The sequence below is a fragment of the Streptomyces roseolus genome (assembly GCF_014649855.1).
GTDB lineage: Bacteria > Actinomycetota > Actinomycetes > Streptomycetales > Streptomycetaceae > Streptomyces > Streptomyces roseolus.
Map to the genome: position 1 here is coordinate 30,302 of NZ_BMTV01000031.1, position 13,624 is coordinate 43,925.

At 74.0% G+C, this 13,624-nt stretch carries 16 protein-coding genes; 13 read left to right on the forward strand and 3 right to left on the reverse strand.

The annotated features are described in order from the left end of the window. The first annotated feature begins 8 nt into the window (after positions 1-8). The 8 genes from IE245_RS29995 (at position 9) to IE245_RS30030 (ending at position 7,276) form a co-directional block, all read left to right on the forward strand. Positions 9-1,103, forward strand: coding sequence for a segregation and condensation protein A (locus IE245_RS29995; protein ID WP_189953250.1), 1,095 nt, complete (start codon positions 9-11; stop codon positions 1,101-1,103). Then, a complete protein-coding gene (gene scpB, locus IE245_RS30000; RefSeq protein WP_189953252.1) occupies positions 1,100-1,720 on the forward strand; it encodes an SMC-Scp complex subunit ScpB in 621 nt (206 codons plus the stop codon). The genes IE245_RS29995 and scpB overlap by 4 nt, the downstream gene beginning before the upstream one ends. Then, positions 1,720-2,841 (forward strand): pseudouridine synthase, encoded by a 1,122-nt coding sequence (locus IE245_RS30005; protein WP_189953254.1) that lies wholly within the window; start codon positions 1,720-1,722, stop codon positions 2,839-2,841. The genes scpB and IE245_RS30005 overlap by 1 nt, the downstream gene beginning before the upstream one ends. A gap of 132 nt (positions 2,842-2,973) precedes the next feature. After that, positions 2,974-3,624, forward strand: a complete 651-nt coding sequence (gene pnuC / locus IE245_RS30010) for a nicotinamide riboside transporter PnuC (protein WP_189953256.1) — start codon at positions 2,974-2,976, stop codon at positions 3,622-3,624. Next, the gene (locus tag IE245_RS30015; RefSeq protein ID WP_189953258.1) at positions 3,621-4,730 is read left to right on the forward strand and encodes an AAA family ATPase; all 1,110 of its coding nucleotides are present in this window, start codon (positions 3,621-3,623) and stop codon (positions 4,728-4,730) included. Before pnuC ends, IE245_RS30015 begins: the two co-directional genes overlap by 4 nt. Further along, positions 4,727-5,464 carry an NUDIX hydrolase gene (locus IE245_RS30020; RefSeq protein ID WP_189953260.1) on the forward strand — a complete coding sequence of 246 codons (738 nt, stop codon included), beginning with the start codon at positions 4,727-4,729 and terminating at the stop codon, positions 5,462-5,464. Before IE245_RS30015 ends, IE245_RS30020 begins: the two co-directional genes overlap by 4 nt. Then, on the forward strand, positions 5,461-6,480 hold the full coding sequence (locus tag IE245_RS30025) for an ADP-ribosylglycohydrolase family protein (protein WP_189953262.1): 1,020 nt from the start codon (positions 5,461-5,463) through the stop codon (positions 6,478-6,480). The genes IE245_RS30020 and IE245_RS30025 overlap by 4 nt, the downstream gene beginning before the upstream one ends. A gap of 25 nt (positions 6,481-6,505) precedes the next feature. Further along, on the forward strand, positions 6,506-7,276 hold the full coding sequence (locus IE245_RS30030) for a nucleotidyltransferase domain-containing protein (protein ID WP_189953264.1): 771 nt from the start codon (positions 6,506-6,508) through the stop codon (positions 7,274-7,276). Here the strand turns inward: IE245_RS30030 and IE245_RS30035 are convergent. The 3 genes from IE245_RS30035 to IE245_RS30045 are packed head-to-tail and all read right to left on the reverse strand — an operon-like array spanning position 7,256 to position 8,862. Further along, positions 7,256-7,945, reverse strand: a complete 690-nt coding sequence (locus IE245_RS30035) for a nucleotidyltransferase domain-containing protein (protein WP_189953368.1) — start codon at positions 7,943-7,945, stop codon at positions 7,256-7,258. The genes IE245_RS30030 and IE245_RS30035 overlap by 21 nt on opposite strands. A gap of 25 nt (positions 7,946-7,970) precedes the next feature. Continuing rightward, entirely contained in the window at positions 7,971-8,471 is a 501-nt protein-coding gene (locus IE245_RS30040; RefSeq protein ID WP_189953265.1) for a Rieske (2Fe-2S) protein, read from the reverse strand. Between the two features lie 55 nt (positions 8,472-8,526). After that, positions 8,527-8,862, reverse strand: coding sequence for a DUF952 domain-containing protein (locus IE245_RS30045; RefSeq protein ID WP_189953267.1), 336 nt, complete (start codon positions 8,860-8,862; stop codon positions 8,527-8,529). A 111-nt stretch (positions 8,863-8,973) separates the two neighbouring features. On the opposite strand from IE245_RS30045, the gene IE245_RS30050 reads away from it, so the two are divergent. The 5 genes from IE245_RS30050 to der all read left to right on the forward strand — a co-directional run bounded on the left by IE245_RS30050 (position 8,974) and on the right by der (position 13,608). Then, the gene (locus IE245_RS30050) at positions 8,974-9,423 is read left to right on the forward strand and encodes a YidB family protein (RefSeq protein WP_189953269.1); all 450 of its coding nucleotides are present in this window, start codon (positions 8,974-8,976) and stop codon (positions 9,421-9,423) included. A 130-nt stretch (positions 9,424-9,553) separates the two neighbouring features. After that, the gene (locus IE245_RS30055) at positions 9,554-10,642 is read left to right on the forward strand and encodes a prephenate dehydrogenase (protein WP_189953271.1); all 1,089 of its coding nucleotides are present in this window, start codon (positions 9,554-9,556) and stop codon (positions 10,640-10,642) included. A gap of 125 nt (positions 10,643-10,767) precedes the next feature. Next, on the forward strand, positions 10,768-11,442 hold the full coding sequence (gene cmk / locus IE245_RS30060) for a (d)CMP kinase (RefSeq protein ID WP_189953274.1): 675 nt from the start codon (positions 10,768-10,770) through the stop codon (positions 11,440-11,442). A gap of 53 nt (positions 11,443-11,495) precedes the next feature. After that, positions 11,496-12,083 carry a lysophospholipid acyltransferase family protein gene (locus tag IE245_RS30065; protein WP_373305428.1) on the forward strand — a complete coding sequence of 196 codons (588 nt, stop codon included), beginning with the start codon at positions 11,496-11,498 and terminating at the stop codon, positions 12,081-12,083. A gap of 76 nt (positions 12,084-12,159) precedes the next feature. Further along, positions 12,160-13,608 carry a ribosome biogenesis GTPase Der gene (gene der / locus IE245_RS30070; RefSeq protein WP_189953278.1) on the forward strand — a complete coding sequence of 483 codons (1,449 nt, stop codon included), beginning with the start codon at positions 12,160-12,162 and terminating at the stop codon, positions 13,606-13,608. Positions 13,609-13,624 lie beyond the last annotated feature (16 nt).

The window sequence follows — 13,624 nt, forward strand, 5'->3', positions numbered from 1 at the left end:
CGCCCCCGATGCACCCGCACGCCGACGAAACGTCCCGCCCACCGCGCCGCCGCGCGCTGGGCCGGGGCGGCGGTCTCGACGGCCCCCCTGCGGCCCCCGCGGCGGAGCCCGTACCGGATCCGGTACTCCCTCCCGCCGCGGAGCCCGCGCCCGATCCGGTCCCCGCTCCCGCGGCGGGGCCGGTGGCGGATCCGGTCCCCGTTCCCGCGCCCGATCCGGTGACGGGTCCGGTCCCCGCTCCCGTGGTGGAATCGGTGGCGGAACCCGCGGCGGTGACCGTCACGGACCCGGAGAGCGGGTCGGAGGCCGGGGCCGGGGACGGGCGGTTCACCGTGCGGCTCGCGAACTTCGAGGGGCCGTTCGACCTGCTGCTCCAGCTGATCACCAAGCACAAGCTGGACGTCACCGAGGTCGCGCTCTCGCAGGTCACCGACGAGTTCATGGCCCACATCCGCGCCCTCGGGCCGGACGGGGACCTCGACCAGACCACCGAGTTCCTGGTCGTCGCCGCCACCCTGCTCGACCTCAAGGCCGCCCGGCTGCTGCCCGCCGCCGAGGTCGAGGACGAGGCCGACCTCGCGCTCCTGGAGGCCCGCGACCTGCTCTTCGCCCGGCTCCTCCAGTACCGCGCGTACAAGCGGATCGCCGAGATCTTCGCCGAGCGCTGGGAGCGGGAGGGCCGGCGCCACCCCCGGACCGTCGGCCTGGAGCCGCACCACGCCGAGCTGCTGCCCGAGGTCGTCATCTCGATCGGCGCCGAGGGCTTCGCGAAGCTCGCCGTGAAGGCCCTGCGGCCCAAGGCCGCGCCGCAGGTGTACGTCGACCACATCCACGCCCCGCTGGTCAGCGTCCGCGAGCAGGCCGGGATCGTCGCCGCCCTGCTGCGCGAGCGCGGCACCGCGGACTTCCGGGAGCTGGTCGAGGACGCCGGGGACACCCTGACCGTCGTCGCCCGCTTCCTCGCCCTCCTGGAGCTGTACCGGGAGAAGGCCGTCGCCCTCGACCAGGAGGACCCGCTGGGCCGCCTCACGGTCTCCTGGACCGGCGGCGACGGCGAGATCGGGGCGACCGAGGAATTCGACACGGAGGACCAGCCGGAATGAGCGACCTCAAGCCCGCCCTCGAAGCCGTCCTGATGGTCGTCGACGAGCCCGCCACCGAGGCCCACCTCGCCAAGGTCCTCGACCGCGCCCCGCGCGAGGTCGCCGACGCCCTCCACGAGCTGGCCGACGAGTACACCGCCGACGGGCGCGGCTTCGAGCTGCGCCGGGTCGCCGGCGGCTGGCGCTACTACACCCGCCCCGCCCACGCCGCCGCCGTCGAGGCCTTCGTCCTGGACGGCCAGCAGGCCCGGCTGACCCAGGCCGCCCTGGAGACCCTGGCGGTGGTGGCGTACCGCCAGCCGGTCAGCCGTTCCCGGGTCTCCGCGGTCCGCGGGGTCAACTGCGACGGCGTGATGCGGACCCTCCTCCAGCGGGGTCTCGTGGAGGAGGCGGGCGCGGAACCCGAAACAGGTGCGATCCTGTACAGGACGACGAACTACTTCCTGGAGCGGATGGGCCTGCGCGGCCTGGACGAGCTCCCGGAGCTCGCGCCCTTCCTCCCCGAGGCGGACGCGGTCGAGCCGGACTCCCTGGAAGGTGTTCCGTCGTTCGATCCCGACCGGGACGAAGAACCCGGCGGGGACGGACCAGCGGACGAAGAGACGACGGAAGTTTGATGCGAAGCAGCAGCGGCAGGAACAGCGGAAACAACGGCGGGAGCCGTGGTGCCAAGAGCGGCGGCCGCGGCAACGACTACCGGGGCGCGGGCAACAACCGCGACGAGCGCGGCCAGAGCGCCGGCCGCCCCCGGAAGACCCGCCCCGAGGAGCGCAGCTACGACGTGAGCATGCCCTCCGACGCCCCCCGCAAGGGACGCGGCGACGCGGCCCGCGGCGGCGCCAAGGGCGGCCCCAAGCAGTCCCCGAAGCAGCCCACCGGGCAGCAGCGGCGGGGTCCCGGCGGCCGTACGGCCCCGGCGCGCTCGCGCGAGTACGAGGCCAGGGCCGAGGAGCGCAACCGCGAGCGGTACGCGAACAAGCCCCAGGTCAAGACCCCCAAGACCTTCCCGGGCGCCGAGCAGGAGGGCGAGCGGCTGCAGAAGGTCCTGGCCCGGGCCGGCTACGGCTCGCGCCGTGCCTGCGAGGAGCTGATCGAGCAGGCCCGCGTCGAGGTCAACGGCGAGATCGTCCTGGAGCAGGGCCTCCGCGTGAAGGACAGCGACGAGATCCGCGTCGACGGCCTGTCCGTGGCGACCCAGTCCTACCAGTTCTTCGCGCTGAACAAGCCGGCCGGAGTCGTCTCCACCATGGAGGACCCCGACGGCCGCCAGTGCCTGGGCGACTACGTCACCAACCGCGAGACCCGGCTCTTCCACGTCGGCCGGCTCGACACCGAGACCGAGGGCATCATCCTCCTCACCAACCACGGCGAGCTGGCCCACCGTCTCACCCACCCCAAGTACGGCGTGAAGAAGACCTACCTGGCCGCCGTCACCGGTCCGCTGCCCCGCGAGGTCGGCAAGCGGCTCAAGGAGGGCATCGAGCTGGAGGACGGCTACGCCCGTGCCGACCACTTCCGCGTGGTCGAGCAGCTCGGCAAGAACTACCTGGTCGAGGTCGTGCTGCACGAGGGCCGCAAGCACATCGTGCGCCGGATGCTCGCCGAGGCGGGCTTCCCGGTGGAGAAGCTGGTCCGCACCGCCTTCGGCCCGATCGGCCTGGGCGACCAGAAGTCGGGCTGGCTGCGCCGCCTGTCCAACACCGAGGTCGGCATGCTGATGAAGGAAGTCGGTCTGTAGGACCCGCGCTTCCCGCGCCTTCCGGCGGGGGCCCCGTATCCGCGACGCGGACACGGGGCCCCCGCCGTTTTTCGGGCTTGTGTGCGACCCCCGTCGCCTTTTATAGTCAAGATGACTCTTAAGGAGGCGGGCGTGAGCCTCGCGGATGTACTCGAACCCCTCCAGCAGCCGCTCTTCACGCTGCTGGACACCCCGGTCAGCTGGACCGAGGTCCTCGGCTTCGGCAGCGGCGCCCTCTGCGTCTGGCTCGTCGCCCGGCAGCACCTCGCCAACTGGCCGATCGGCATCGCCAACAACCTCTTCTTCGTCCTGCTCTTCATCCAGGCGGGCCTCTACGCCGACGCCGGCCTCCAGATCGTCTTCATCGTCCTCGCCGCGTACGGCTGGTGGACCTGGACCCACGGGGGTGGACCAGGCTCCGCCGGGGCCCTTCCGGTGCGGCGCACCACCCGCACCGAATGGACCTGGCTGCTCGCGGCGGGGACGGTGGGGACCCTCGCCCTCGCCCTCCTCCTCGACCGGGCCACCGACTCCACCGTCCCCTTCTGGGACGCCCTCACCACCGGCCTCTCCCTCATGGCCACCTACGGCCAGTGCCGCAAGCGCCTGGAGTCCTGGTGGCTGTGGATCGCCGCCGACGTGGTCTACGTCCCCCTGTACGCCTCCAAGGGGCTCTACCTGACCTCGCTGCTGTACCTCGGCTTCATGGCCCTCTGCGTGGCCGGCCTGCGCGGCTGGAGCCGCGACCTCGCCGCCCGCCGCCCCCTGGAGGCCGTCGCGTGACCGGCGCCCCGACGCACGGCTCCCGAACGGCCCCGTACGGCCACGGGCTCGTCCTCGGCAAGTTCTATCCGCCGCACGCCGGTCACCACCACCTCGTCCGCACCGCCCTCGCCGCCTGCGAGCGCGTCACCGTCCTCGTCTGCGCCTCCTCCGTGGAGTCCCTGCCGCTGGACGAGCGGGTCGCCTGGATGCGCGAGGTCCACCCCGACGCCCTCGTCGTCGGCACCGTCGACGACATCCCCGTCGACCTCACCGACCCCGACGTCTGGGACGCCCACATGGCCGTCTTCAAGGCCGCCGTCCCCGAGCCCGTCGACGCCGTCTTCACCTCGGAGCCGTACGGCGAGGAGCTCGGCCGCCGCTTCGGCGCCGCGTCCGTCGCCGTCGACCCCGAGCGGCTCCGCTTCCCGGTCTCCGGCACCGCCGTCCGCGCCGACCCCGCCGCCGCCTGGGACTTCCTGGAGCCGCCCGTACGCGCCGCGCTCACCCGCCGGATCGTCGTCCTCGGCGCCGAGTCCACCGGCACCACCACCATGGCCCTCGCCCTCGCCGACCACTACCGGCGGCGCGGCGGGATCTGGGCGCGCACCCGGTACGTCCCCGAGTACGGCCGCGAATACAGCGAGCTCAAGCTCGCCGAACTGCGGGCCGTCCGCCCCGGCGCCGACTGGTCCGAGGTCGCCTTCCACACCACCGACTTCCCCGTCATCGCCCAGCGCCAGGCCGAGCTGGAGGAGGAGGCCGCCCGCGACGGCTCACCCGTCCTCTTCTGCGACACCGACGCCTTCGCCACCACCATCTGGCACGAGCGGTACCTGGGCACCACCAGCCCCGCCACCGGCGAGATCGCCGCCCGCGGCCGCCAGCACCTCTGGCTGCTCACCGACCACCGGGGCGTCGACTTCGAGGACGACGGCCTCCGCGACGGGGAACACCTCCGGCCCTGGATGACCGCCCGCTTCCTCGCCCAGCTCGCCCACAGCGGCCGCCGCACCGTCGTCCTCACCGGCCCCCACGAGGAGCGCCTCGCGACCGCCGTCGCCGCCGTCGACGCGCTGCTCACCGAGGGCTGGCACCTCGCCGACCCCCTCCCGGAGCGCCGATGACCACCCCGCCGCGCCCCGACGGGTACGACCCCCGGGCCTTCGAACCCTTCGCCGTCACCGTCGACCTCGCCGTCCTCACCGTCCGCGCCGGCCGGCTGCACGTCCTGCTCGTCCAGCGCGGCCAGGAACCGTACGCCGGCGCCTGGGCGCTCCCCGGCGGCTTCGTGCTGCCCCGCGAGTCCGCCGGCACCGCCGCCCGCCGCGAACTCGCCGAGGAGACCGGACTGCCCGAGGCCACCGTCGCCGGCCTCCACCTCGAACAGCTCCGCACCTACACCGAACCCGACCGCGACCCGAGGATGCGGGTCGTGTCGGTGGCCTACACCGCGCTCGTCCCCGACCTGCCCGAACCGCGCGGCGGCGGGGACGCGGCGGAGGCCCGCTGGCTGCCCTACGACGAGGTCCCGGCGCTCGCCTTCGACCACGACGTGATCCTCGCCGACGCCCGGACGCGCGTCGGCGCCAAGCTCGAGTACACCTGCCTCGCCACCGCCTTCTGCCCGCCCGAGTTCACCCTCGGCGAGCTGCGCGAGGTCTACGAGACGGTCTGGGGCGTCCCGCTCGACCGCCCCAACTTCCGGCGCAAGGTCCTCACCACCCCCGGCTTCGTCGAACCGGTGGAAGGACCGCCGCGCCGCACCGGCGGACGGGGGAAACCGGCCGCGCTCTACCGGGCGGGCGAGGCCACGGCCCTCCACCCGCCGCTGCTCCGACCGGAAGGACGATCCGCATGACCCAGCAGAAGCAGGCCGCCACGGGGACGCTGATGGGACTGGCGCTGGGGGACGCGCTGGGCTTCCCGACCGAGTTCAACGACGTGCCCGCGATCCTCGCCAAGTGCGGGCCGTGGCGGACGATGGAGCTGCCCGTGACGCGGGGGACCGCGTACATCACCGACGACACCCAGATGACCCTCGCCCTCGCGCGGGGCATCCGGACCGCCATGGACCGGGGTCCGCTCTCCCCGCTCCGGCTCGCCCGGCCCGTCCGCGACGAGTTCGTCGACTGGTACCACTCGCCGGAGAACAACCGCGCCCCCGGCAACACCTGCCTGCGGGCCTGCATGCTCCTCGACGGCGACCGCCCCTGGCAGGACGCCAGCCAGATCGGCTCCAAGGGCTGCGGCGCCAACATGCGCGTCGCGCCGCTCGGCCTCGTCCCCGGACCGAGCGAGGAACAGCGGGCCGGCGCCGCCCAGCTCCAGGCCGCGCTCACCCACGGCCACCCCACCGGGCTCGCCGCCTCCGACCTCACCGCGCGCGCCGTCCGGCTGCTCGCCCAGGGTGTCGACCCGGCCGGGCTCGTCGGGCAGCTGCGCTCGTACGCGTACGAGAACCGCGACACGTACCACGAGCGCTGGCTCGGGGACCTCTGGACCCGCTCCCAGGACCCGAGCGCCCGGCACTTCGTCCGGCGCGGCTGGGACGAGTGCCTGGCCGTCCTCGAACGGCTCGACTCCGTGCAGCGCACCGCCGACCCGGAGCTCGACCCCTGCACGTACACGGGCGACGGCTGGATCGCCGAGGAGGCGCTGGCCACCGGGCTGCTCTGCTTCCTGCTCTTCCCCGGCGAGCCGCTCACCGCCCTGCGCCGGGCCGCCTGCACCCGCGGCGACTCCGATTCGATCGCGGCCCTCGCCGGCGCCTTCGCCGGCGCCCACCTGGGCGCGGACGCCTGGCCGGCGGAGTGGACCGACCGGATCGAGCACCGCGACGAGCTGCGCGAGCTCGGGGCCCTCTGGGACGCGTGAGCGGCTTCTGGGAGGCTTCGGTCCCATGACGCTCACCATCGAGGCCCACAAGGCCGATCTGACAGCCGTCGTCGCCGGGGAACCGGACCCCCTCCTCTTCGCCACGGTCTCCGGCGCCCACCTGTACGGCTTCCCGTCCCGCGACTCCGACGTGGACCTGCGGGGCGTCCACCTGCTGCCCGCCGAGGCGCTGGTGGGACTCCGGGAGCCCGAGGAGACCCGGGACCGGATGTGGACGCGGGACGGCGTCGAGATGGACCTCGTCACGCACGACCTGCGGAAGTTCGCCCGGCTGATGCTGCGCCGCAACGGCTATGTCCTGGAGCAGCTCACCTCGCCGCTGGTCGTGCACACCACCCCCGTCCACGCCGAGCTCGTCGCCCTGGTGCCGGGGGCGCTCACCACCCACCACGCCCACCACTACCGGGGCTTCGCGGCCACCCAGTGGCGGCTCTTCGAGAAGAGCGGCGAGCTCAAGCCGCTGCTCTACACCTACCGGGCGCTGCTCACCGGCATCCACCTCATGCGCTCCGGCGAGGTCCAGGCCCACCTGCCCACGCTCGTGGAGGAGGTGCCGGAGGCCCCGGCGAGGATCCCGGACCTGGTCGCCGCGAAGACGGCCGCCGAGCACGGCGCCGCCGGGGTGGCGGCGGAGGGCGTACGGGCCGAGGTGGAGGCGCTGCACGGCGTGCTCGACGCGGCGCGGGCGGACTCGGGCCTCCCGGACGGCGTCCGCGCCGGGGACGCCCTCCACGACCTCGTCGTACGGGCCCGGCTACAGCTCCTGGAGGGCTGAGGCGCGGCGGGCGCGGATCAGGAGGTCCTGCACGCGCGCGTGGTCGGGGGCGGGCGGCAGGGGGCTGGTGCCGAGGGCGGTGTCGGCCTCGTCCTGGAGGCGGTTCATCCAGGACTCCACCTCCGGCCACGGGACCTCGCCGCGCTTGACGGCGAGCAGCCGCTCCCGGTCCGCGCCCACGTCGATCCGCAGCTCGCCCGTGCGCAGCAGGTCCCGGCAGCTGCCGAGCAGCCGCAGCAGGTGCATGGCGTGCTTCCAGCGCGGGTGGCCGTACTGGCGGACGTCCGCCTCCAGCTTGCGGCGCTGGCCGCCCGCGTACCGGACGAAGGTGGCGTGGGCCTGGCGGGAGAGGAAGGCGCCGCGCAGGTCGAGGAGCTCGCGGCCCCACTCGGTGGTGTGGACGACCAGGGGGGAGTGGAGGCACTCCAGGACGTTGGGGTTGTTGCGGAGGGCCAGCTCGCAGAAGCGTTCCAGCTCCCAGCTGAACTGCTCGGGGGCCGGGCCCTCCACATGCGCCGGGGGCTTGTCGAAGCGCCAGAAGAGCGGCGTCGGGGCGAGGTAGACGCCCCGGGTGTCGGTGTCGCTGTCCTCGGTCGCCAGGCCGAAGGCGCGCGAGCCCATCACGCAGGCGTAGACGGTGTGCTCGCGCACCAGCGCCTCGGGGGTCATGTCCACGGCGGTCATGGCGGTCAGGCTACGCGAGGGTGATCGTCTCCCCGGAGACGGTGATCTTCTCGGCGGGCAGCGGACGCGTCGCCGGGCCGGCCGTCACCGCGCCGTCGGTGATGCCGAACTTCGAGCCGTGGCAGGGGCAGTCGATCGTGCCGTCCGCGACCTTGTTCACCGTGCAGCCCTGGTGGGTGCAGATCGCCGAGAACGCCTTGAACTCGCCCTCCTCGGGCTGCGTCACGACCACCTCGCGGTCCGCGAAGACGGTACCGCCGCCCACCGGGATCTCCGAGGTGCTCGCCAGCGGGGTGCCGCCGGCCGTCGCCGAGACGGAGGGGGTGGTGCCGGTGGGCTCCGCCGGGGCCGGGGCGCTCGACTCCGTACCGCCGCCGTCGCCCGCGCCGTCCGAGCCGCAGCCGGTGGTCGTCGCCGCCGTCGCCGTGGTCAGGGCGGCGGCCGCGAGCAGGACCGCCCGGCGGGGTGCCGTCGGTGCCGCCGGTGTCGTCCGTGTAGTCCGTGAAGTCATGCGGCCCAGCTTCGCGCCGGCCGCGCCGCCGCTCCCGCAACACGCCGGGCCCGGGCTACACCCACGGCACCAACTCCCTCGCACGGCCGTCCGCGTCCCGCAGCACCTCCAGGACGGCCGTCACCGCCGCCCGCTCGACCGGCCCGTACACGTGCGGGAAGAGCCGGTCCTCCGAACCCTCCCAGCGGACCTCCCCGGCCAGCAGGGCCGGGTCGATCACCAGCACCAGGAGCGGGCCCGGGACGTCCCGGTAGTGGGCGTCGGCGATGGCGAGCGCCGCCTGCTCGTCCGGCGAGCAGTGCACGAAGCCCTCGGCGGCGAGCGACGGCGGGGCGTAGGGGACGGCGGGGTCCGCGGACCACTCGTCCAGTGGTACGACGTGGAGCAGCATCCGCCCTTTCTACCCCCTCGGCACCGGCGCCCGCACCGGGTGGCGGGATCATCCGGTATGGGCGAGATTGAGGCGATCGGGGCTCTGTACCGGACGAAAGGCGGACCCACCATGGCGGGCAACGATCTCGGCAGTCTCCTCGGCTCCCTGCTCGGCGGAGGCGGCGGACAGGGCGGAGGCGGCGGCGCCGGCGGCATCCTCGGCTCCCTGCTCGGCGCCCTCGCGGGCGGCGGTCGGGGGAGCGGGGGCGCGGCCGGCGGCGGCAATGGCCAGAACCCGCTCGGCGGACTGCTCGACATGCTCACCAGGTCCGGCCTCGCCGACCAGGCCCAGTCCTGGATCGGCACCGGCGAGAACAAGCCCGTCGACGGCGCCCAGATCGCCCGGGCGCTCCCCGACGAGACCCTCCAGAAGGTCGCCCGGGACGCCGGGGTCACCCCGCAGCAGGCCGCCGACGAGATCGCGCAGTCGCTGCCGCAGGCCGTCGACAAGCTGACGCCGGGCGGATCGCTGCCGCAGGGCGGGTCGCTGGAGGACATCATCCGGGCGCAGAAGCTCTGACACCGCCGGCCGTCCGCGGCGCCCGCCCCGCGCGTCTCGCAGGGCGGGCGCACGCGCGCGTGCCCTCCGCGGGCTGACTAGGCTGGCCCCTCACCGCCACCGCCCTGCCCCGCCCCAAGGACGTCCCCCCGTGAGAACAGCGCTCGTCATCGGAACCGGACTGATCGGCACCTCCGCCGCCCTCGCCCTCGCCGGCCGGGGCGTCACGGTCCACCTGCGGGACCACGACCCGGCGAGCGCCCGGACCGCCGCGGCGCTCGGAGCGGGCACCGACGCGGAGCCCGAGGGCCGGGTGGACCTCGCGATCGTCGCCGTACCGCCGGCGCACGTCGCCGCCACGCTCGCCGACGCCATGCGCGCCGGAGCGGCCCGCGGCTACCTCGACGTGGCCAGCGTCAAGGGCGGACCGCGCCGGGACCTGGAGGCGACCGGCCTCGACCTCGGCGCGTACATCGGGAGCCACCCCATGTCCGGCAAGGAGCGGTCCGGCCCGCTGGCGGGCGCCGCCGACCTCTTCGAGGGCCGGCCATGGGTCCTCACGCCGACCCGGGACACCGACACCGAGGTGCTCAACCTCGCGCTGGAACTCGTCGCGCTCTGCGGCGCCGTGCCCGTCGTCATGGACGCCGACGCCCACGACCGGGCGGTCGCCCTCGTCTCCCACACCCCGCAGCTCGTCTCCTCGATGGTCGCGGCGCGCCTGGAGGAGGCGGAGGAGTCGGCCGTACGGCTCTGCGGGCAGGGGATACGGGACGTCACGAGGATCGCCGCGTCGGACCCGCGCATGTGGCTGGAGATCCTCGCCGCCAACCCCGGACCGGTCGCCGACGTCCTCGCCGGGGTCGCGGCGGACCTCGACGAGACGGTACGGGCGCTGCGGGCCCTGCAGTCCCCGGACGAGGAGGAGCGGCGGGGCGGGGCGGCCGGGGTCGAGGACGTGCTGCGGCGCGGGAACGCGGGGCGGGCGCGGGTGCCCGGCAAGCACGGCGCGGCCCCCACGGCCTACGAGACCGTCGCGGTGCTCATCAGCGACCGGCCGGGGGAGCTGGCCCGGATCTTCGCGGACGCCGGGCGGGCGGGGGTCAACATCGAGGACGTGCGCATCGAGCACGCGACGGGGCAGCAGGCGGGCCTGGTCCAGCTCATGGTCGACCCCAAGGCCGCCCCCGCCCTCTCCCACTCCCTCCAGTCCCAGGGCTGGTCCCTCCGCACCCCCTGACCGGTCGCCGCCGGCCCTGTGGGTGGCGCCACAGGGACGGGGCATGGGCGGGTTCGGGGACTCGGTAACCTTGTAGGGGTCCGGGCTGTCGCCGGGGCCCCGCCCACCCAGGAAGGTCACCCACCGTGGAATCCGTGATCGTCGCCATCGACGGCCCCTCCGGCACGGGCAAGTCGAGCACCTCGAAGGCGGTCGCCGCCAAGCTGGGTCTCGACTACCTGGACACCGGCGCCCAGTACCGGGCGATCACCTGGTGGATGATCGGCAACGGGATCGACGTGGACGACGCCGACGCCGTGGCGAACGCCGCCGGCAAGCCCGTCATCGTCTCCGGCACGGACCCGTCCCGCCCCACGATCACCGTGGACGGCGTCGACGCCGCGGGACCGATCCGCACGGAGGAGGTCACCTCCCGGGTCAGCGCGGTCAGCGCCGTCCCCGAGGTCCGCGCGCTCATCACCGATCTCCAGCGTCGCATCGCCCGCGAGGCCGAGCGCGGCATCGTCGTCGAGGGCCGGGACATCGGCACCACCGTCCTCCCCGACGCCGACCTCAAGATCTTCCTCACCGCCTCGCCCGAGGCCCGCGCCGCCCGCCGCTCCGGCGAGCTGAAGGGCGCCGACGTGCGGGCCACCCAGGAGGCCCTGGTCAAGCGGGACGCGGCGGACTCCAGCCGCAAGACCTCCCCGCTCGCCAAGGCCGACGACGCCGTCGAGGTGGACACCACCGAGCTCACCCTCGACCAGGTCATCGAGTGCGTCGTCACCCTGGTGGAGGAGAAGAGGACGGCCGTCAAGTGACCCAGCCGTCCGCGAAGGGCGCCGCGGTCGGCCGCCGCATAGGCATCGGGCTGATGTACGGCTTCTGGAAGCCGCGCGTCCTCGGCGCCTGGCGGGTGCCGGCCACCGGGCCCGTCATCCTGGCCGTCAACCACGCGCACAACATCGACGGCCCCATGCTCATGGGCACCGCCCCGCGCCCCGTGCACTTCCTCATCAAGAAGGAGGCGTTCGTCGGGCCGCTGGGCAGCTTCCTGGAGGGCATCGGCCAGCTCAAGGTCGACCGCGACTCCACCGATCGCACGGCGATCGGGAACGCGCTGGGCGTGCTGGAGCAGGGCGGCGTCCTCGGGATCTTCCCCGAGGGCACCCGCGGCGAGGGCGACTTCGCCTCGCTCCGCGCCGGCCTCGCCTACTTCGCCGTCCGCAGCGGCGCCCCGATCGTGCCGGTCGCGGTCCTCGGCAGCACCGAGCGGCCCGGACGGCTCGTCAAGGGGCTGCCGGCCCTCCGCAGCAGGGTGGACGTCGTCTTCGGGGAGGCCTTCGAGGCCGGCGACGGCAGCGGGCGGCGTACCCGCAAGGCGCTCGACCAGGCCACGCTCCGCATCCAGGAGCACCTCACCGGCCATCTGAAAAACGCCAGGCGCCTCACCGGGCGCTGAGCCACACTCTCAGTAGTGGGCCCCACGGCTCCGGCCGCCGGGACCACCGACCACGAATGATCAAGGAACGGACTTCATGAACGACCAGCACGACCACGGGGCACTTGGCGACGCCGAGTACGCGGAGTTCATGGAGCTCGCCGCGGAAGAGGGCTTCGACGTCGAGGACGTCGAGGAGGCGATCGAGGAGGCCGGCCACGGCCCGCTCCCCGTCCTCGCCGTCGTCGGCCGTCCGAACGTCGGCAAGTCGACCCTGGTGAACCGCATCATCGGCCGCCGCGAGGCGGTCGTCGAGGACAAGCCGGGCGTCACCCGCGACCGCGTCACCTACGAGGCCGAGTGGGCCGGCCGCCGCTTCAAGGTCGTCGACACCGGCGGCTGGGAGCAGGACGTCCTCGGCATCGACGCCTCCGTCGCCACCCAGGCCGAGTACGCCATCGAGGCCGCCGACGCCTGCCTCTTCGTCGTCGACGCCACCGTCGGCGCCACCGACACCGACGAGGCCGTCGTCAGGCTGCTCCGCCGCGCCGGCAAGCCGGTCGTCCTGGCGGCCAACAAGGTCGACGGCCAGTCCGGCGAGGCCGACGCGGCCATGCTGTGGTCCCTCGGCCTCGGCGAGCCGTTCCCGGTCTCCTCGCTGCACGGCCGGGGCACCGGCGACCTCCTCGACGAGGTGCTGCGGAAGCTGCCCGAGGCCCCCGAGCAGACCTTCGGCAAGGCGATCGGCGGCCCCCGCCGCATCGCCCTCATCGGCCGCCCCAACGTCGGCAAGTCCTCCCTCCTCAACAAGGTGGCGGGCGAGGACCGCGTGGTCGTCAACGAGCTGGCCGGCACCACCCGCGACCCGGTCGACGAGCTGATCGAGCTCGGCGGCACGACGTGGAAGTTCGTCGACACCGCCGGCATCCGCAAGAAGGTCCACCTCCAGGCCGGCGCCGACTACTACGCCTCCCTCCGCACGGCCGCCGCCGTGGAGAAGGCCGAGGTGGCGGTCATCCTCATCGACACCACCGACCAGATCTCGGTGCAGGACCAGCGGATCATCACGATGGCCGTCGAGTCCGGCCGCGCCATCGTCATCGCGTACAACAAGTGGGACGAGCTCGACGAGGAGCGCCGTTACTACCTGGAGCGCGAGATCGAGACCGAGATGCAGCAGGTCTCCTGGGCGCCCCGGGTCAACGTCTCCGCCAAGACCGGCCGCCACATGGAGAAGCTGGTCCCGGCGATCGAGACCGCCCTCGCCGGCTGGGAGACCCGCGTTCCCACCGGCCGGCTCAACGCCTTCCTCGGCGAGCTGGTCGCGGCCCACCCGCACCCGGTCCGCGGCGGCAAGCAGCCCCGCATCCTCTTCGGCACCCAGGCCGGCACCAAGCCCCCGCGCTTCGTGCTCTTCGCCTCCGGCTTCCTCGAGGCCGGCTACCGCCGCTTCATCGAGCGCCGGCTGCGCGAGGAGTTCGGTTTCGAGGGCACCCCGATCCACATCTCGGTCCGCGTGCGCGAGAAGCGCGGCAAGAAGAAGTAACCCGCGCCGTGAGCAC

Coding starts and splice junctions, on each gene's coding strand:
- IE245_RS30040 (WP_189953265.1), bottom strand. CDS start 8,471: ATGACTTCACGGACTACACGGACGACACCGGCGGCACCGACGGCACCC.
- der (WP_189953278.1), top strand. CDS start 12,160: ATGAACGACCAGCACGACCACGGGGCACTTGGCGACGCCGAGTACGCG.
- IE245_RS30020 (WP_189953260.1), top strand. CDS start 4,727: ATGACCACCCCGCCGCGCCCCGACGGGTACGACCCCCGGGCCTTCGAA.
- IE245_RS30035 (WP_189953368.1), bottom strand. CDS start 7,945: ATGACCCCCGAGGCGCTGGTGCGCGAGCACACCGTCTACGCCTGCGTG.
- scpB (WP_189953252.1), top strand. CDS start 1,100: ATGAGCGACCTCAAGCCCGCCCTCGAAGCCGTCCTGATGGTCGTCGAC.
- IE245_RS29995 (WP_189953250.1), top strand. CDS start 9: ATGCACCCGCACGCCGACGAAACGTCCCGCCCACCGCGCCGCCGCGCG.
- IE245_RS30030 (WP_189953264.1), top strand. CDS start 6,506: ATGACGCTCACCATCGAGGCCCACAAGGCCGATCTGACAGCCGTCGTC.
- IE245_RS30005 (WP_189953254.1), top strand. CDS start 1,720: ATGCGAAGCAGCAGCGGCAGGAACAGCGGAAACAACGGCGGGAGCCGT.
- IE245_RS30025 (WP_189953262.1), top strand. CDS start 5,461: ATGACCCAGCAGAAGCAGGCCGCCACGGGGACGCTGATGGGACTGGCG.
- IE245_RS30045 (WP_189953267.1), bottom strand. CDS start 8,862: ATGCTGCTCCACGTCGTACCACTGGACGAGTGGTCCGCGGACCCCGCC.
- IE245_RS30050 (WP_189953269.1), top strand. CDS start 8,974: ATGGCGGGCAACGATCTCGGCAGTCTCCTCGGCTCCCTGCTCGGCGGA.
- IE245_RS30065 (WP_373305428.1), top strand. CDS start 11,496: ATGTACGGCTTCTGGAAGCCGCGCGTCCTCGGCGCCTGGCGGGTGCCG.